This window comes from Streptomyces litchfieldiae (assembly GCF_031845365.1).
GTDB lineage: Bacteria > Actinomycetota > Actinomycetes > Streptomycetales > Streptomycetaceae > Streptomyces > Streptomyces litchfieldiae.
The window spans coordinates 72,447-89,741 of sequence record NZ_JAVREL010000012.1; the positions used below are offsets into that span (position 1 = coordinate 72,447).

Below are 17,295 nucleotides of genomic sequence, written 5' to 3' on the forward strand. Positions count from 1 at the left end.
TGCGCGTCACGCGCAGTCCTCTCCGAGGCATGTTTCCGCCGACCGTGAACCGATGGAGGGCCGTTGTCCGATGAAGGGGCGTGACGGATACGAGCGGTGAGAGCCGCGGTGACGGGGAACTGCTGCGGGCCGCCGCGGACGGTGATCGGCGCGCGTTCGAGGAGCTGTACCGGCGGTACGCGCCATGGCTCGTCGCCCGGCTGCGCGGGCGGTGCGCCGATCCGGCTCTCGTCGACGACGTCGTCCAGGAGACGTTTCTCGCGGTGTGGCGCGGCAAGGCGCGCTACCGGCACGACGGCGACGTGGCCGGGTGGCTGTGGCGGATCGCGTCGCGGCGGCTCGTCGACGCGTTGCGGGGTGACGGCGCACGCGGGCGGCTGCGTCAGGCGCTGGCCCGCCTGCGCCACGGTGAGATGGCGTCTGCCGAGGACCACGTGCTGGTCGGACTCGAACACGGCGACCTGGCCGGGGCGCTGGCCCGGCTCTCTCCCGAACTGCGGGCGGTTCTCCAGGCGACGGTGATCGACGGCCTGAGCACCCGCGAAGCCGCCGCCCTGCTCGGCGTTCCGCCCGGAACCGTCAAAACCCGGGCGATGCGCGCCCGAAGGCAACTGCGTCAGGAGCTGGCATGACGTCGCACATGTCCAAGGACGAGCTGCGCGCGTACGCGGCGAGTGAACTCCCACCACCGTGGCTGTGGTCGGTGGACGCCCATCTGGCCAGATGCGCGGAGTGCCGCACGGCACTGCGCGCCCTCACCGATCCAGCGGAACTGGACGCCGGCTGGGCGCGCTTGGACGCCGAACTGGACGCCCCGCACGGCAGCCGCGCCGAGTCGCTGCTCGTCCGGGCGGGGGTGCCGGACCACACCGCCCGGCTGCTGGCCGCGACCCCGGTACTGCGCACGTCCTGGTTTGTCGCCGTCGTCGTAACCCTGTCCCTGGGGGTCGTCGTCGGGCGTGCGGCGACGCCGCTGCTCCTGCTGTCGACGGCGCCGTTGCTGCCGCTGGCGGGGGTGGCGATCTCCTTCGGACCCGCTCTCGACCCTACGCACGAGATGGCGGTGGTGGCCCCGTTGCACACGTTCCGGCTGCTGTTGGTGCGAACGGCCGCCGTGCTCGCCACGACGGTGCCCGCCGCCATGGTGGCGAGCCTGGTCATGCCGACGTCGGGGGTCGTCATGGCCGGCTGGCCACTGCCCGCACTGGCCCTGACCTCGCTGGGGCTGTCGCTGATGCCCCGGCTGGGGCCGGTCGCCGCGCCCGTTCTCGTCGGCTGTGGGTGGGTGACCGTGCTGCTGATCTGCCGCCCGCTGACCCAGGGCCCGCCCTTCCCCCTCACCGGGGTCGGCCAACTGGCGGCCCTGGCCGTCGCGCTGGTCGCGACCGTGACGCTCATGGCCGGGCGGGACCGCTTCGACAGCGGCCGTCACCTCAACGCGTCCTTCCCGGGCACAGCCAGGAGGCTGTCATGACAACACCCACCATCTCGGCCTCTGGACTCAGTCTCGGCTATCGCGGAGGGCTGGCCCTGGACGACGTGTCGCTGCGGCTCGATCGGGGCGTCACCGGCCTGCTCGGCCCCAACGGCGCCGGCAAGACGACGCTGCTGCGGATCCTGGCCACCGCGATGCCACCCGATCGGGGCGCGCTGACCATCCTCGGCCAGGACCCGAGCACGGTGCACGGGCGCGTCCAGGCTCGGCGGCTGCTGGGCTATCTGCCACAACAGCCCGGTTTCCACCCGGGGTTCACGGCCTTCGAGTTCGTCGACTACGTGGCGATCCTCAAGGAACTGACCGACCGCCGGGCTCGGCACGCGGAGGTGCGGCGGGTGCTGGACGCCGTCGGACTCGCGGAGCAGCGGGGCAAACGGATACGAGCGCTGTCCGGCGGCATGCGTCAGCGGGTGGCGCTGGCGGCCGCGCTGGTCGGCGATCCCGGGTTCCTGGTGCTCGACGAGCCGACGGTGGGCCTGGACCCGGAGCAGCGAATGCGGTTTCGCGAGCTGATCGCCGAGGCCGGGGAGAACCGGACCGTGCTCCTTTCGACGCATCAGACGGAGGACGTGGCGATGCTGTGCCACCGGGTGGTCGTTCTGGACAGGGGGCGGGTGCGGTTCGACGGAACCCCCGCCGAACTGGTGGCGCGGGCGGAAAGCCGGGTCTGGTCCGGCGCGGAACGGGACCCGGGCGCGCTGGTCGGCTGGCGTACCGGAACGGGCGAATTCCGCAACCTCGGTGAGCCGCCGGCCGGTGCCCGGCTCGTCGAGCCGACGCTGGAGGACGGCTATCTGCTGGTGCTCGGCGGTCGGCCGGAGGTGGCGGCATGACGCTGCTGGAGAGGCCGGTGCCGTCGATCGAGCGCCCGGCGGTGGGGCGGCGGCGCGCGGTGCTCGCGCTGGCCCGGACGGAGGCACGACGGCTGCTGTCGCACCCGCTGGTCGTCGTCGCGATGACGACATACGTGGCCCTGACGGTGTGGCGGGCCGCCGGGGCCGTCGGCCATCCGGTGTTGCAGGACGTGGGCCGGGAGACACAGTACGGGCCACTGTTCGTCGGTCTCGCCGGGCTCGTGGCGGCGAACTCGGCGGTGCTGCGTGCCCGGCGGCACCGCACGGAGGCGCAGTTCGGGGTGCTGGTGGTGACGGCGTGGCAGCGGAACACGGCGCACAGTCTGTCGACACTGCCGCTCGCGCTGGCCGTCGCCGTGATCGTGGCAGGGCAGTTCACCCGGGAGGCGATGCGGCCGGGCGCGGTGGGGCACGCGTCGTTCGCCGAGTTGGTGACGGGCCCCCTTGTGGTTGTCCTCCTGGGTGTGCTCGGTGTGCTGCTGGGCCGGCTGGTCCGCTCGTCGTTCGCCGGACCACTGGCTGTGCTGGTGCTCCTCACTGTCCAGCTCAGCCTCTCGGTGACGACGAGCGGCTGGCGCTGGCTGGCGCCGATCGCCATCGACGAGAGTGAGCTGCCGCTGCCCGCCGACCTGGTGGGGCGGCCGGCGAACTGGCATGCGCTGTACCTGGTGGGCCTGGCGCTGCTGGCCGGGGCAGGCGCGTCGCTGCTGAGCGGCGGACGCTCCGGACCCGTCCGGGGCACGGCCCTCGTGGCGCTTGCGGGCACGCTCGTCGGGGCGGTGGCGCAGGGTGCCGGGCCGTCGGAGGCGCTGGTCGAGGCCAGGGCACGTGCCACCGGCGATCCGGCCGCGGCGCAGGTGTGCGTGCGGCGGGACGTGACGACGTACTGCGCGTTCCCCGATTTCACGCCCTGGATCGATGAGTGGCAGGCGATCACCGAGGAGGTCAGGGCGGTGTCCGGCGCCCCGGCCGCGACGCGCGAACTCACCGTTCGACAGCGGGTCGACGCGCTCGACGGGCTCACAGGCGTCCACGATCTGCCGCCCGGGCCGCCCGGCGAGGTGACGGCGAGCACGGCATGGGGCGGTGAACGGCGGCTGGAGTTCGCCGCGAGCGTTGCCCGAGGGCTGGTCGCGGACGACGAGGCCGACCGCGGCGCGCGTTGCGGCGGGCAGGGCATCGTGATCATGTGGCTGGCGATCCGGGCGACCCCGGACGGGGAGGCCGAGTTCGCCAGGACCCAGGCGCGCGTCCATGGCGGCGGGGCCGTGATTCTGGCTCCCGTCCGCTCCGTCACCGTCCCGGACCGCGAATTCGCCGTCCTCCGGGCGCTGCTCGACGAGCCCACGGAACAGGTGGCCCGGCGGGTTGAGGCGTCCTGGGCGGAGCTGACCGCGCCGGCGACCTCCACCGACCGCGCGGCCGAGCTGCTCGGCGTCCCGGTGCGGGCCGAGACGGCCGCCGACCGCGAATGGGGCTGCGTATGACGGCGGGTCCGGTGAAACGGGCGCTGCTGTGGCCGAAGGCCCGGAGCCTGCCCTGGAGGCTGCTGGCCGCGGCCGGTGGGCTCGGGCTGCTGCTGGCCGTCGTCATCAGGCTGACCGCACCCGACGTGGGCCCCGATGCCGCGCTCACCCTGCTGCGGATGGCGGCGCTCTGCGGAGCCCTGGGCGTGGCGTTCGTGCTGGACGACCCGGCCAGGGAGACCACCGCGGTGCTGCCGGTGCCGCGCGCGGTGCGGCAGGTGCTGCGGCTGTCACTCGTCCTGCCCCTGGCCACCGTCTGGTGGGTGACCGTACTCGGGGTGGCGGGAGCGGCCGGCCTTGGCCTGCCGGTCGGCACGGTGACGCTGGAGACCGCGGCGCTGTTCGCCATGGCGTTCGCACTTGCCTCGATGGCGGTGCGGTTCACCGGGATGACGAGCCCCGGACCGGCCGTCGCGGGGACGCTCCTGGCGCTGATCGTGTCGGCGGCCGAACTGCCGCCGGACGAGCTGACGCTGTTCGTACCGGCCGGCGGCGACGGGCGGGAACGAGCCCACCTGGCATGGGCGCTGCTGCTGGCCCTGGCCGTCACGGCCTGGGCCGCCTGCGGCCGGGAACCACGGCGTCCCAGGTGGCGCTGAGGGCTTCTGCGCAGTTCGGCCGCCGGTGACCGCGACCGCGGCGGGCCGCCCCTCCCGCCCGTCTTGCCGAGTCACCTGGGCGCGGCGGCCACCGCTGATGTCGGTGATGCATGGAGCTCCCCAAGGCGAGAACGAAGAAGGAGGCGGTCAATCTCGCTCTCCACTTCTACGCCGAGCAGCACCGACGCGCGGCTTCGAGCGAGCCCGCGAGTACGGCGAGATCCTGGAGATGCTCACGGACCTCCACCCGGATGCGGCGGCCGCGGCTTGGTCGTGCTGCACGATGACGCCGACCACCGCGTCGTCGCACGGCATGCGTCAGACTCCGAGGAACACAGCATTTTCAAGACCGCCCGATGCCTGGTCAGCACAACGGCCCAGGTTGGGGATCATGTCCCTGACCTGGGCCTTCACTACTGGAGCGGGCGACGAGAATCGAACTCGCGCTCTGAGCTTGGGAATCACTGAGCTTCCGGAGGTCATTGGGCCGCTGACCTGGTGAAACGCCGACTTCGGCGACTGATTGGCCCACGGCTGGGAACCGCTGTTGATCGTGACCGGCCGCCCTGACGGCACGCACCGGGCATGGCGCTGCGCTTGCCGGACGTGCCGGAGAGCGGGCCCTTTCACCTTGGCCGCCTCGACCCACGGGCCCGCGATGACGGCACCAAGGCGTCGTCCTGCGGACGGTGACACGACTCTGCGAGCAGTCAGGTCAGTTCTTCTCGACGCCGATGACCTCGATCGCGCATCGCGGCTTCCGGATGCCGCGCTTGATTCTGGCGTCCGTGGTGATGAAGGGGACGCCGAGGGTCTCGGCGAGGGCGACGTAGGTGGCGTCATAGGCGGACAGGTTGGCGTGCAGGACCCGGACGCGTGGCAACAGGGGCATTGCCTCATGACGGTCGATGCGCAGGGCGCTGTATGTCTTGATGTTCTCGTCCAGAACAGCTTTGTCGAGTTTGGGGATGCCGCTTCTTGTGCCGCGTGCCATGCCGAGGAGCGCGGATACGACTTCGGTGTCCAGGAGGTGGGGAGCGTGCAGGGTGTCTTCCCGGGCGACGCGGGCGCGGACCTGCTGGCCGATGGCCCCGCTGTCGGTGAGGAACATGATGACGGCTGAGCAGTCAATGACGATCAACGTGCGGTTCGTCCTTCGTCGATGAGCGCGAGCACATCATTGTTGTCGACCTCACTGGCCGCGTACTGCTCGGCGCGCTGCGCGATCTCGGCAAGGGTGGGCTGGGTGGCTTCCCGTGTGACGAGGGCAAGGAGGTAGGCCTGGAGGGACTGGCCGGCTTCAGCGGCGCGGATCTTCAGGCGGGAGGCGATGTCGTCGGGTACTTCTCTGATGGTGAAGGCAGTCATGACTGCATTCTAGCGTCAATGCAGTCATAGTGCAGTCAAACGAGGGTGCATGCCCTGGGCTCTGCCCCTGTGCCTGGCTTGGGCCACGAGACTCCGCGTCTGGGCGGTCGTCTTGGGACCAGTCCGCAATGCCGCCGCTCTCGCCCGCCATCCCGCTGGCCGGCCGATCAGCCTTCTGGTCCTGAGTGCCAGCGGGAGATCGCAGCCGCGCCTGACGCTCGGCCGGCCACCGAGCGGTAGGAACTCGCCGGGCCGGGTCCGGTCGCTTCCGGTGTAAGACCCGGGGATCGGTCTGGGCAACACAGCGGCCCAGGTGGGGGATCATGTCCCTGACCTGGGCTTCAACTCTTGGAGCGGGCGAAACGAGAATCGAACTCGCGCTCTGAGCTTGGGAATCACCGGCGCTTCGAATGGGTCCGCGCGGGTCAGCCGCTTGCAGTGGTGGTGAGGGGCGCGACCATCGGGCGCCGTCGTCGTGTGCCCCGGTTGTCCGTGTTTTGCCACCTCTACTGGTGCGACAGTGGCGCGAGGCGGGCAATTAGTGCATTTCAACGCCCAGCCCTCGCGCCACCCGCACTCACGCAGGCTGCCTGACATCGGAGAATCGGGAGGGCGGGGCGCTGTGAGCGGCGCCACGGCTACTGCCGGGCGCTGGCGCGGACCAGCTGGGCCGTGTGTCGTCGGCGCTGTTTTCCGGGGCTGTTGAGGTCGCGGAGCTCGCCCGTTGTCGTGGATGACCTTGCGGTATGTAGTCAATTGCATATACCGTTGAGTGCATGAAGGGGGCGGTACGTGATCGAGGTCGAGCCCGAGGTGCGGGATTGGCTGGAGCTGCTCCCGTTCCGTCTCTACCGTCGTGTCGAGGACAAGGCGGACCGACTTCTGGCCGAGCCCACAACGCTCGGTGAGCCGTATTCGCGGCACCTGGGTGGCAAGCTGCGTGAACTGCGGATGGCGCTTGACGGCGATGCCGTCCGGATCACCTACTGGCTCGCCCCGGGTCGGCGGATCGTGCTGCTTACCGTTTTCCGCAAGACCAGGATGCATGAAGCCGCAGAGATCGAACGAGCTCACCAGGCCCAGAAAGCCTGCGAGGCCGAGCATGGCCCGGCCCAGCACACCTACGACCGCGTCAAGGAGGCGTGATGAACCACAGCCAGTGGAAGACGCGTCGCACCAAGCAGCTTCTCGGTGAAACCGTGGAGTATGACCAGGAGTACATCGACGCCCGCCTCGCCGGCGACCTCGGCCAGGCGATCTACGACCGCCGTGTCGAACTTGGCCTCTCCCAGACCGAGCTGGCCGAGCGCGCGGCGATGACGCAGCCGCAGATCTCGCGCATCGAGGGTGGAGACACCGTGCCGACACTTCCGCTGCTGCGCCGCCTCGCCAAGGCCCTGGACGGCTCACTGAACGTGGCACTCACAGCAGAAGACTCCCGCATCACCTTCACCCCGCGCGCGGCCTGAACATCGCACACACCGACTCATCAACGAACAACCCCCCAGGTCGCCGACCTGGGGGGTTCATGCTGGAGCGGGCGACGAGAATCGAACTCGCGCTCTGAGCTTGGGAATCACCGTGCCAAATGACCTCGATGCGGTGCCTGAGCAGCGTGAATGTCACCTCGGCCGGGCGCCCCAGAGGCTCTGGCGTGTCCGTTGTTGACCGTGGTTCCCCTCCCGTTCTGGCACGCATCTGGCACGAGGGCGGGTTGCCGAGTTGGCAATCGCGCCAGTCAGAGATCGGCGAACGGCGGGATGATTCGGACGATGGCGATGAGTTTGATCCGGGGCACGGGAAGGGCGAAGAACCAGCCGTCCGCGAGAAGCGGGATACGGCGAAGCCCACCAGGGCCGCCGTGGCTCGGGCCTGTGCCGAGGTCGGTGACGTCGACACCGACCTCGGCGAGGGCCACCAGTTCATCAGCCAGGCGCTCGACCTCGGTGACGATATGTGAGGGCAGGCCCGAGTTGACGTGCTCGGCGTCGGGGTCGTACTCCCACCGCCACTGTTCCTTGTCGCTCACAGGGCGCTCTGCCCGCGCTGAATACCGGCCTCGGCAACGGCTGTGTCGATGATGCTGCCGATCTCGGCAGCAATGGCACGGGCCTCGGTCAGGTCGTCGGTCTCGGCGGCACGCGCCTCCAACACCCGCAGACGTGCCGCGCGATCGGCGTGACGCTCGACCGCGACGTACAGGGCCCACTGACCCACGAAGCGGCGCATGGGGGCCGCGCTCACCTGCTTGCGAGCTTCCTGAAGCGCGACGGCACGTTCGGCGTCGAACGTGGGCAGAGCCCTCGGCGCCACCAGTGAGAGAGCCGCACGCAGGTCCTCGGGCGTGCTGGCAGGCTGTGGGGTCGGGGGAACGGCGGCTGAGGAGTCAGATGCGGTCGTCACGCGGGTGCCTCCTTGTCTTTGGCTCTCGGCGGTCCGTCACCAGGTCTGACGATAGCGGGAAACTCAAGCGACACGGTGAGTAGCCGAGACGGTCGGATCGGTCACCGTATATGGAGTGAAGGTAGCAGTGGTTGCCTACCCCCCTCGGGGGCCAGGGGGTCTCTCTGCGTCCCCCTGCGGGCCGAGAGATGACCTCCGCCCTGGAGGCGTTTACGTGCGGTCCGTAATGCGGACAGCGCAGTACGGCCGACCTCGGGGTCCATGTCACGGCTGGTTCGCGTCCTTGTCCGTCAACGGCGCCGCAGTCACTCTCGGAGACGTACCCGTTGACGCGGAGGGGAGGCACATGGCGAAGAGACGACTGCCCCCTCGGGACCGTCAAGGTCGCTTCACCAAGACGGGGTTGCCACTGTGGTTGGTCGGGGCAATTGCTCTCGTTGTGATGGTGATACTGGCTGCCGACTGACTGAGGACACCCTCAAAGCGTGGCGTTGACTCTGGCACGCGACGCCTCTGACCAATGTCGACAACACAACGGCCCAGGTTGGGGATCATGTCCCTGACCTGGGCCTTAACCGTTGGAGCGGGCGACGAGAATCGAACTCGCGCTCTGAGCTTGGGAAGCTCATGTTCTACCATTAAACTACGCCCGCGCTGAGCGGCCGGGTGGCCGTTCTGTGTGCATACCCTACCCCATCGGGGACCTCGCGGTACACGTCGGAGTGCCGCCCCGGGGTGTGTCGGCTTCATCCCTTAATGTGGCGATCGTCGTCAAGTGGCAAGGGAGAGGAAAGCGTTGACCACCACCGTCCGCTGTGCCGAAGGTCATGTCTTCACCACGTCGCGGTTTCCCATGCAGCAGCTCGGGAGTGAGCGTATCGGGCCCGGGCGGTTGTTGCGGTGTCCTCGGTGTGCTCGGCTGCGGAGTGCCGTGCCGGTGGGGTCAGATCGTGGTGCGGTGGAAGTTGAGGTAGGAGCGCGAGGGGGTCGGGCCGCGTTGGCCCTGGTAGCGGGAGCCGACTCCCGCTGAGCCGTAGGGGCGTTCCGCGGGGGAGGTCAGGCGGAAGAGGCAGAGCTGGCCGATCTTCATGCCGGGCCAGAGCTTGATCGGGAGCGTGGCCACGTTCGACAGCTCGAGGGTGACATGGCCCGAGAAGCCGGGGTCGATGAAGCCGGCCGTCGAGTGGGTCAGCAGGCCCAGGCGGCCCAGGGAACTCTTGCCCTCCAGGCGGGAGGCCAGGTCCTCGGGGAGGGAGATGACCTCGTAGGTCGATGCCAGCACGAACTCCCCGGGGTGCAGGATGAACGGCTCGTCGCCCGGTGGCTCGATCACGCGGGTCAGGTCGGGCTGTTCGACCGCGGGGTCGATGTGGGGGTAGCGGTGGTTCTCGAAGACCCGGAAGTAACGGTCCAGCCGCACGTCGATACTCGACGGCTGGACCATCGTTGGGTCGAAGGGATCGATCCGTACCCGGCCCGCGTCGATTTCGGTACGGATGTCCTTGTCTGACAGAAGCACGCCCCGAGGTTACCGGAGGTGGCTGTGGCCACGAGGTCCATGTCCTTCCTGCTGGCCGCTCTGCTCGTCGCCGGCGGCGGGAGCACCGCGGCGTATGCCGCGCTGGAGGAGGAGCCGGCGGCGGCCGGCGCATCGGCGTATCAGGAGACGCGGCTGCTGTTCGGCACGGCGCGGCCGGGGGGTGGTGAGGCGGTCACCGACGCCGAATTCCGGTCGTTCCTGGGGGACTTCGTCACCCCGCGCTTTCCCGACGGGCTGACCGTGCAGGAGGGCTACGGGCAGTGGCGGGACGAGCACGGGGTGATCGAGCGGGAGCGGAGCTATGAGCTGGTGCTCTACTACCCGGCCGGCGACGGCGGCGAGAGCGACCGCGAGATCGAGGAGATCCGGGCGGAGTACCTGAAGCGGTTCGGCCAGGAGTCCGTGGCGCGGGTCGACGACCGGGTGCGGGTCGCGTTCTAGAACGTGCCCAGCTTCACCAGCATGAGCAGGCCCAGGAGTTGGATGGCGGAGGCGGCCAGCGCGCGGGGCCAGGCGATCTCGTGGGAGCGGCTGACCATCATGGTGAACAGCACGCCCGCGAACAGCCAGGTGGCCCAGCCCAGGGTCTGGACGACCGGGTCGGCGCCGCCGAGGAAGATGGCCAGGGCCAGCCGGGGAACGTCCGTGAGCGTCATGATGAGCATGGCCAGGCCGGCGGTGGGCGCCCACAGGCCGTTGCCGCCGGCCTGCCGGGCGAGGTTGTGCGTGACGGTGCTCAGGACGAGCGCGCCGAGCACCATGGCCACGCCGGTGACCAGCAGGTAGGGCGCGACGGTGGAGGCCGTGGTGTCGAGTATCGACTCGCGCGTCTCGTCCAGTCCGAAGACGGCGACCAGGCCGTAGAGGAACGTGACGATCAGCGCCGGGCCCCACATCGGGTAGTCCCGCATGCGCCAGAACGTGGCGCTCGGGCGGAAGACGACGCCGGTCAGCAGCGGGCGCCAGGGCAGTGGCGGCTCGGGGGGCGGCGCGGACGCGTCGGGGCCAGGTCCGTACTGCGCGTAGGGATCCGGTGCCCCATAGGGATCCCCGGCGGCGTAGGGGTCCGGGGCCGGCTGGGCCCCGGGGTACGGCTGCTGCCCGTACGGCTGTGGAGGCGGGTAGGGCTGGGGGTACCGCTCCTCGTCGCGCCTTCTTCTGAATACGGCCACGCCTATGAACGTACCGCCTTCCGGGGCCCGCCGTATCCGGGACGTCCCGGAGGGTGCTCAGGCGGCCGGTTCGGGCTCCGGGGTGCCGGTCTCGGCGTCCGCCGGGGCGGTGGGGGTGCGCACCGACTCCAGGAGGAGCTGGGCGACGTCCACGACCCGCAGGTCCTCCTTGGCGGTGCCCGCGTTCTTCTTGCCGTTGACCGAGTCGGAGAGCATGACCAGGCAGAACGGGCAGGCGGTGGAGACGATGTCCGGGTCGAGGGAGAGCGCCTCGTCGACGCGTTCGTCGTTGACGCGCTTGCCGATCCGCTCCTCCATCCACATGCGGGCGCCGCCGGCGCCGCAGCAGAAGCCGCGCTCCTTGTGGCGGTGCATCTCCTCGTTCCGCAGGCCCGGGACGCGGCCGATGATCTCGCGGGGCGGGGTGTAGACCTTGTTGTGGCGGCCCAGGTAGCAGGGGTCGTGGTAGGTGATCAGGCCCTCGACCGGCGTGACGGGGATCAGCAGCTCGGCGTCGATCAGGTGCTGGAGCAACTGGGTGTGGTGGATGACCTCGAACGCGCCGCCGAGCTGGGGGTATTCGTTGGCGATGGTGTTGAAGCAGTGCGGGCAGGTGGTGACGATCTTCTTGGCGGAGGCGGCGTTGAGCGTCTCGACGTTCTGCTGGCCGAGTTGCTGGAAGAGGAACTCGTTGCCCAGCCGGCGCGCGGAGTCGCCGGTGCACGCCTCGTCGCCGCCCATGATCGCGAACTTCACGCCGGCGATGTGCAGCAGTTCGGCGAACGCCTTGGTCGTCTTCTTCGCGCGGTCCTCCAGGGCGCCGGCGCAGCCGACCCAGTAGAGGTAGTCGACCTCGGTGAGGTCCTCGACGTCCTTGCCGACGACCGGGACCTCGAAGTCGACCTCGGTCGTCCACTCCAGGCGCTTCTTCTTGGCCAGGCCCCAGGGGTTGCCCTTGCGCTCCAGGTTCTTCAGCATCGTGCCGGCCTCGCTGGGGAAGGACGACTCGATCATGACCTGGTAGCGGCGCATGTCGACGATGTGGTCGACGTGTTCGATGTCGACGGGGCACTGCTCGACGCACGCGCCGCAGGTGGTGCAGGACCACAGCACGTCGGGGTCGATGACGCCCCCCTCCTCGGCGGTGCCGACCAGCGGGCGGGCGCCCTCCTCGGGGGTCTCGCCGGCCAGCAGGTAGGGGGCGGTGGCGTGCGCGTGGTCGCGCAGGGACATGACCAGGAGCTTGGGGGAGAGCGGCTTGCCGGTGTTCCAGGCGGGGCACTGGGACTGGCAGCGTCCGCACTCGGTGCAGGTGGAGAAGTCGAGCAGGCCCTTCCAGGAGAAGTGCTCGATCTGGGAGACGCCGAACTGGGCGTCCTCATCAGGGTCTTCGAAGTCGATGGGCTTGCCGCCCGAGGTCATCGGCAGCAGCGCGCCGAGCGCGGTGTCGCCGGCCGCGTTGCGCTTGAACCAGATGTTGGGGAAGGCCAGGAAACGGTGCCAGGCGACGCCCATGTCCGTGTTCAGCGCGAGGGTGATCGCCCAGACCATGGTGGTGCCGAGCTTGATCATGGCCACCAGGTAGACCAGGTTCTGGAGGGCGCCGGTGGACAGCCCGTCGAACGCGGCGATGAGCGGGTAGGTCACGAAGTACGCGGGCTCGTAGCCGTCCACGTGGTGCTGCGCGCCCTCCAGGCCGCGCAGCAGCAGGATGGCCGCGCCGATGATGACGATGACGTACTCGACGAAGTACGCCTGCCAGAAGGTCGATCCGGTGAAACGGCTCTTGCGGCCGGCCCGGGAGGGCAGGCTGAGCAGCCGGATGGTGATCAACGTCACGATGCCGAGCACCGTCATGGCCGCGATGAACTCGATGTACATCTCGTACGGCACGAAGCCGCCGACGACCGGCAGCGTCCAGTCGGCCTGGAAGAGCTGGCCGAACGCCTGGACGATCGTGAGGGCGAGGGTGAAGAAGCCGATCGCGACGAACCAGTGCGCGACGCCGGCGACGCCCCAGCGGTTCATCCGGGTGTGGCCCAGGAATTCCCGGACGACGGTGAGGGTGCGCTGCCGGGGGTCGTCGGTGCGCAGGCCCTCCGGGACCGGCTGGCCCAGGCGCAGGAAGCGGACCAGGTGCAGGGTGGCCCGGCCGAACAGCGCGATCGCGACCGCGGTGAGCACCAGCGTGACGACGATGGCGGCGAGTTGCATGGTGGCTCCTCGAACCTGCGGGCAGGGGGCGGACAGGTGCTGGCAGGGGCTAGCAAGATAGCCCAGCGCCATACTACTAGGCGGTAACTTAACGGGGCATCCCGCGTCGCGCACCCGAGTCATGTGCCGCCACTTGACTTCAACTTAACTTCAAGTCCCAGTCTGGTTCCGTCCCCGCCGGCCGCGAGGCCGGCCCACTCCGACGGACAAGGACTCCGACCATGCCCGCCAGTCTCTCCGCCACTGTCAGCCCCGCGGCGAACGTCACCACCGGCGCGGCCACCGGCCGGCCGCTGCGGCTCGCCGTGATCACCGGCAGCGTCCGGGAGGGCCGGTTCGGCCCGACCGTGGCGCGCTGGTTCGCCGAACGGGCCGCCGCCCGGCCGGACCTCACCGTGGACGTCGTCGACCTGGCCGGCAGCGACGCCGAACTGCCGCTGCACATGGCCGCGCCCGGCCCGGGCGGCGCGGCGCTGACCGCGCGCCTCGACGCCGCCGACGCGTTCGTCGTCATCACACCCGAGTACAACCACAGCTACCCGGCCGGGCTCAAGAACGTCATCGACTGGCACCGCGAGGAATGGCACGCCAAGCCCATCGGCTTCGTCTCCTACGGCGGCCTGTCCGGCGGCCTGCGCGCCGTCGAGCACCTGCGGGTCGTCTTCGCCGAGCTGCACGCCGTCACCGTGCGGGACACGGTCAGCTTCCACCTCGTGTGGAACCAGTTCGACGACCAGGGGCGGCTGGCCGAGCCCGCCGGTCCCGAGGGCGCGGCCACGGCCATGCTCGACCAGCTCGCGTGGTGGGGCGACGCACTGCGCGCGGCCCGTTCGACGCGCCCCTTCGCGGCATGAGCGCCCCCGTGCCCGCCGCCGGCGCGACCGCCGCGCCCAGGAGCCTGTACGGCGTCGCCGCCGTGATCGTTCTCGGCTCGCTCACCACCGTGCTCGACACCACGATCGTCAACGTCGCCCTGGGCCCGCTCGCCCGCGAGTTCGGGGCGCCGCTGACCACCATCCAGTGGGTGGCCTCCGGCTACACGCTGGCCCTCGCCGCGGTGATCCCGGCCACCGCCTGGGCGATCGGCCGCTTCGGCAGCAAACGCCTCTACATGCTCGCCCTCACGCTGTTCACCCTGGGCTCCGCGCTGGCCGGGCTGGCCTGGAACGCCGAGACGCTGATCGCCTTCCGCGTCCTCCAGGGGCTGGGCGGCGGCATGGTCATGCCGGTCGGGATGGCGATCATCCTCCAGGCCGCCGCGGCCGAGGGGAAACAGGGCACCCTGATGTCGATCCTCGGCCTGCCCATCCTGGTCGGCCCGGTGGCCGGCCCGGTGCTGGGCGGCTGGCTGGTGGACGAGGTCTCGTGGCGCTGGATGTTCTTCATCAACGTGCCCGTCGGCGCCGTCGCGGTGGCGCTGGCCGGCCGGGTCTTCCCGCCGGACCGGCCGCGGCCCGGGCGGCGCCTGGACGTGCCGGGGCTGCTGATGCTCTCGCCTGGCCTGGCCGCCGTGATCTTCGGGCTGACCCGGGCCAGCGAGGGCGGGGGCGGCTTCGCCGACCCCGGCGTGGCCGGGCCCGTGCTGATCGGGGCGGTGCTGGTCGCCGCGTTCGTGGTGCGCGGGCTGACCGCCGCCGAGCCGCTGATCGACCTGCGGCTGCTGCGGCACCGGCCGCTGGCTGTCGGCGCGGCCACGCTCTTCCTCTTCGTCACCGGCTACTTCGGCTCGATGCTGCTGGGCCCGATGTACTTCCAGGACGTGCGCGGCACCTCGGTGACGGCCTCCGGGCTGCTGGGCGCGCCGCTCGGGCTGGCCGCGGGGATCACCATGCAGATCACCGGGCGGATGGTGGACCGCGTCGCGCCGCGCCTGATCGTGCTGCCGGGCGTGCTGCTGGCGGCCACCGGGCTGACCGCGTTCGCCGTGCAGGCCGAGACGGGCACGCCGTATCCCCGGCTGGGCCTGGCGCTGGCGGTGACGGGCGTCGGGGTGGGGATGGTGATGATGCCGAGCATCGCCGCGGCCACCCGCGCGCTGGCGCCCGGCGACGCGCCGGCCGCCAGCACCCTGCTGAACATCAACTCGCAGGTCGCCGGCTCCATCGGGCCCGCCATGGTGTCCATGGTGCTGGCCGGGCAGCTCGACGGGCAGGCGCGGGCGGCCGACGCGTTCCAGCACACCTACGTCTGGGGCATCGCCGCGCTGGCCGCCGCCGCGCTGCCCGCGCTGCTGGTGTCGGCGCGGCGGCCGGCCCGGCCGGCCGGTCAGTCTGCCGGGCCGAAGGGTCAGCCGATTGGCGCGCCGGCCCGCGTCCGATCGGAGGAAGCCGTCGACAAATAATCCCAAACCTCTCATAACACCCTTCCGGCCACGCAGGATGGTGCGAAAGCGAGCCGGAAGGGTGTGCTGTCGTGGCTGGCCAGATGACGCGCGGTCAGAGGATCCTGTGGTGGCTGCTCCTCGCCTTCGGGGTGCTCCTGGCCCTCACCGCGGGCACCGCGCTGTGGGCGTACCAGCGGCTGGACGGGAACATCCGCACCGACCACGCCGCCGCCCGGGCGCTGGAGCGGAACGCGGCCGGCCGGCCGGCGGAGGCCGGGGGCGAGGCGAGGAACATCCTGGTGATCGGCCACGACCTCGGCTCGGGCACGGGCAACGCCCGCTCCGACACGGTGCTGCTGCTGCACCTGTCCGGGGACGGTCGGCGGGCCGAGGCGGTGAACGTGCCGCGCGACATCGTCGTGGACATCCCGGCCTGCGAGACGGCGGAGGGCGAGCGGAGCCCGGCGCGGCGGGCCCAGTTCAACTGGGCGTTCCAGTACGGCGGCGCGGCCTGCACGATCCGCACGTTGGAGCGGCTGACGGACCTGCGGGTGGACGAGCACCTGGTGCTCGGCTTCGAGGGCTTCGCCGAGGTGGTGGACGCCGTCGGCGGGGTGGAGGTGGAGCTGGCCGAGGCCGAGCACGACCCGAACGTCGGGTACGACCTGGCGGCGGGCCGGCACCTGCTCGACGGCGAGCAGGCGCTGGCCTTTGTCCGGGCCCGGGTCCATGTGGGCGACGGCAGCGACCTGAACAGGCTCGCGCGCCAGCAGAAGTTCCTGGGCCTGGTGTACGACCGGATCACCGACCGGGGCACGCTCGGCAACCCCGCCAAGCTCTACCCCGTGCTGCGGGCCGTGACCTCCGCGATCACCGCCAGCCCCGGGCTGGACTCGCTGACCGAGCTGAAGGACCTGGCCGACGCCCTCAAGGCGGTACCGGACGACGGGCTGACGTTCCACACGGTGCCCACGGTCCCCCACCCCGGCGAGCCGGACCGGCTCGCGCTGGACTCCCCGGCCGCCGGCCGGTTCTTCGCCGCGCTGCGCGAGGACCGGGCGCTGCCCCGGCCGGCCTGAGCGACCGTTCTCGGCCGTTTTCGACCGAGATGCGGCGTAACGGGGGCCGTGCTGGCATGGAGAAATGATTGTGACGATCGTGGGCGCGGGCGCCATGGCCCGGGGCATAGCGACCATCGCGCTGGCCGGCGGGCACACCGTCCGGCTGATCGACCGGACCCCCGAGAAGGCCGCCGCGCTGGCCGACGAGCTGCGGCAGGCCGCGCCTGACGGCGATGTCGGGCAGTCCGACGCCATCGCCGTCGAGGACGCCGACCTGGTGGTCCTGGCCCTCCCCTATCCCAAGGGCCGCGACGTGGTCGCCGAGTACGGCACGGCGCTCACCGGCTCGGTCGTCGTGGACATCTGCAACCCCGTGGACTTCACCACCTTCGACTCGCTGGCCGTGCCGCCCGGCACCTCGGCCGCCGAGCAGATCGCCGCCGACGCGGCCCCCGGGGCGCCGGTGGTCAAGGCGTTCAACACGACGTTCGCGACGGCGCTGCTGGCCGGGCAGGTGGCCGGCAAGCCGCTGGACGTGTTCATCGCGGGCGACGACGAGGCCGGCAAGAACGCCGTCGCCGAGCTGGCCACGGGCGGCGGGCTGCGCCCGCTGGACGTCGGCCCGCTGCGCCGGGCCCGCGAGCTGGAGGGCTTCCAGTTCCTCCATATGGCGGTCCAGGAGCGCCTGAACCTCAACTGGTCGAGCGCCATCAAGATCCTGCCCTGACCCGGGGAGG

The 17,295-nt window shown here is 70.8% G+C and carries 19 protein-coding genes and 1 tRNA gene; 12 read left to right on the plus strand and 8 right to left on the minus strand.

Going from position 1 to position 17,295, the window contains the following annotated elements:
- Positions 1–80 precede the first annotated feature (80 nt).
- The 5 genes from RM590_RS20455 to RM590_RS20475 are packed head-to-tail and all read left to right on the plus strand — an operon-like array spanning position 81 to position 4,477.
- Positions 81–632, plus strand: coding sequence for an RNA polymerase sigma factor (locus RM590_RS20455; RefSeq protein ID WP_311706095.1), 552 nt, complete (start codon positions 81–83; stop codon positions 630–632).
- On the plus strand, positions 629–1,474 hold the full coding sequence (locus RM590_RS20460; protein WP_311706096.1) for a cupin domain-containing protein: 846 nt from the start codon (positions 629–631) through the stop codon (positions 1,472–1,474). The genes RM590_RS20455 and RM590_RS20460 overlap by 4 nt, the downstream gene beginning before the upstream one ends.
- Positions 1,471–2,331: an ABC transporter ATP-binding protein gene (locus tag RM590_RS20465; RefSeq protein ID WP_311706097.1), complete on the plus strand. Its 861-nt coding sequence runs from the start codon at positions 1,471–1,473 to the stop codon at positions 2,329–2,331. Before RM590_RS20460 ends, RM590_RS20465 begins: the two co-directional genes overlap by 4 nt.
- Positions 2,328–3,839 carry an ABC transporter permease gene (locus RM590_RS20470; RefSeq protein ID WP_311706098.1) on the plus strand — a complete coding sequence of 504 codons (1,512 nt, stop codon included), beginning with the start codon at positions 2,328–2,330 and terminating at the stop codon, positions 3,837–3,839. The genes RM590_RS20465 and RM590_RS20470 overlap by 4 nt, the downstream gene beginning before the upstream one ends.
- On the plus strand, positions 3,836–4,477 hold the full coding sequence (locus RM590_RS20475; protein WP_311706099.1) for an ABC transporter: 642 nt from the start codon (positions 3,836–3,838) through the stop codon (positions 4,475–4,477). The genes RM590_RS20470 and RM590_RS20475 overlap by 4 nt, the downstream gene beginning before the upstream one ends.
- A 715-nt stretch (positions 4,478–5,192) precedes the next feature.
- Here RM590_RS20475 and RM590_RS20480 read toward each other — a convergent pair.
- Both RM590_RS20480 and RM590_RS20485 read right to left on the minus strand, forming a co-directional pair.
- The gene (locus tag RM590_RS20480; RefSeq protein WP_394813913.1) at positions 5,193–5,618 is read right to left on the minus strand and encodes a type II toxin-antitoxin system VapC family toxin; all 426 of its coding nucleotides are present in this window, start codon (positions 5,616–5,618) and stop codon (positions 5,193–5,195) included.
- Positions 5,615–5,845: a FitA-like ribbon-helix-helix domain-containing protein gene (locus RM590_RS20485; protein ID WP_311706101.1), complete on the minus strand. Its 231-nt coding sequence runs from the start codon at positions 5,843–5,845 to the stop codon at positions 5,615–5,617. Before RM590_RS20485 ends, RM590_RS20480 begins: the two co-directional genes overlap by 4 nt.
- A gap of 792 nt (positions 5,846–6,637) precedes the next feature.
- On the opposite strand from RM590_RS20485, the gene RM590_RS20490 reads away from it, so the two are divergent.
- Together RM590_RS20490 and RM590_RS20495 are read left to right on the plus strand one after the other, a co-directional pair.
- Positions 6,638–6,991 (plus strand): type II toxin-antitoxin system RelE/ParE family toxin, encoded by a 354-nt coding sequence (locus RM590_RS20490; RefSeq protein WP_311706102.1) that lies wholly within the window; start codon positions 6,638–6,640, stop codon positions 6,989–6,991.
- The gene (locus RM590_RS20495) at positions 6,991–7,314 is read left to right on the plus strand and encodes a helix-turn-helix domain-containing protein (protein ID WP_311706103.1); all 324 of its coding nucleotides are present in this window, start codon (positions 6,991–6,993) and stop codon (positions 7,312–7,314) included. The genes RM590_RS20490 and RM590_RS20495 overlap by 1 nt, the downstream gene beginning before the upstream one ends.
- Before the next feature lie 269 nt (positions 7,315–7,583).
- Here RM590_RS20495 and RM590_RS20500 read toward each other — a convergent pair whose 3' ends face one another.
- From RM590_RS20500 to dcd, 4 genes are all read right to left on the minus strand, one after another.
- Positions 7,584–7,874 carry a hypothetical protein gene (locus RM590_RS20500; protein ID WP_311706104.1) on the minus strand — a complete coding sequence of 97 codons (291 nt, stop codon included), beginning with the start codon at positions 7,872–7,874 and terminating at the stop codon, positions 7,584–7,586.
- The gene (locus RM590_RS20505; RefSeq protein WP_311706105.1) at positions 7,871–8,248 is read right to left on the minus strand and encodes a DUF6247 family protein; all 378 of its coding nucleotides are present in this window, start codon (positions 8,246–8,248) and stop codon (positions 7,871–7,873) included. Before RM590_RS20505 ends, RM590_RS20500 begins: the two co-directional genes overlap by 4 nt.
- A 579-nt stretch (positions 8,249–8,827) precedes the next feature.
- Positions 8,828–8,901: transfer RNA gene (locus RM590_RS20510), tRNA-Gly, on the minus strand.
- Positions 8,902–9,191: 290 nt separating this feature from the next.
- Entirely contained in the window at positions 9,192–9,767 is a 576-nt protein-coding gene (dcd, locus tag RM590_RS20520) for a dCTP deaminase (protein WP_311706107.1), read from the minus strand.
- Positions 9,768–9,806: 39 nt separating this feature from the next.
- Between dcd and RM590_RS20525 the strand changes: the two genes are divergently transcribed.
- Complete coding sequence (locus RM590_RS20525; protein ID WP_311706249.1) at positions 9,807–10,229, plus strand: DUF3574 domain-containing protein; 423 nt, start codon at positions 9,807–9,809, stop codon at positions 10,227–10,229.
- On the opposite strand, the gene RM590_RS20530 is transcribed toward RM590_RS20525, so the two are convergent.
- Both RM590_RS20530 and RM590_RS20535 read right to left on the minus strand, forming a co-directional pair.
- A complete protein-coding gene (locus tag RM590_RS20530; RefSeq protein ID WP_311706108.1) occupies positions 10,226–10,960 on the minus strand; it encodes a Yip1 family protein in 735 nt (244 codons plus the stop codon). The two genes, RM590_RS20525 and RM590_RS20530, sit on opposite strands and share 4 nt — an antisense overlap.
- A 57-nt stretch (positions 10,961–11,017) precedes the next feature.
- The gene (locus RM590_RS20535) at positions 11,018–13,174 is read right to left on the minus strand and encodes a (Fe-S)-binding protein (protein ID WP_311706109.1); all 2,157 of its coding nucleotides are present in this window, start codon (positions 13,172–13,174) and stop codon (positions 11,018–11,020) included.
- 221 nt (positions 13,175–13,395) lie between these two features.
- On the opposite strand from RM590_RS20535, the gene RM590_RS20540 reads away from it, so the two are divergent.
- From RM590_RS20540 to RM590_RS20555, 4 genes are all read left to right on the plus strand, one after another.
- On the plus strand, positions 13,396–14,028 hold the full coding sequence (locus RM590_RS20540) for an NADPH-dependent FMN reductase (protein WP_311706110.1): 633 nt from the start codon (positions 13,396–13,398) through the stop codon (positions 14,026–14,028).
- Positions 14,025–15,515: a DHA2 family efflux MFS transporter permease subunit gene (locus RM590_RS20545; protein WP_311706111.1), complete on the plus strand. Its 1,491-nt coding sequence runs from the start codon at positions 14,025–14,027 to the stop codon at positions 15,513–15,515. The genes RM590_RS20540 and RM590_RS20545 overlap by 4 nt, the downstream gene beginning before the upstream one ends.
- A 71-nt stretch (positions 15,516–15,586) precedes the next feature.
- A complete protein-coding gene (locus RM590_RS20550) occupies positions 15,587–16,576 on the plus strand; it encodes an LCP family protein (protein WP_311706112.1) in 990 nt (329 codons plus the stop codon).
- A 64-nt stretch (positions 16,577–16,640) separates the two neighbouring features.
- Positions 16,641–17,285, plus strand: coding sequence for an NADPH-dependent F420 reductase (locus RM590_RS20555; RefSeq protein ID WP_311706113.1), 645 nt, complete (start codon positions 16,641–16,643; stop codon positions 17,283–17,285).
- Positions 17,286–17,295 lie beyond the last annotated feature (10 nt).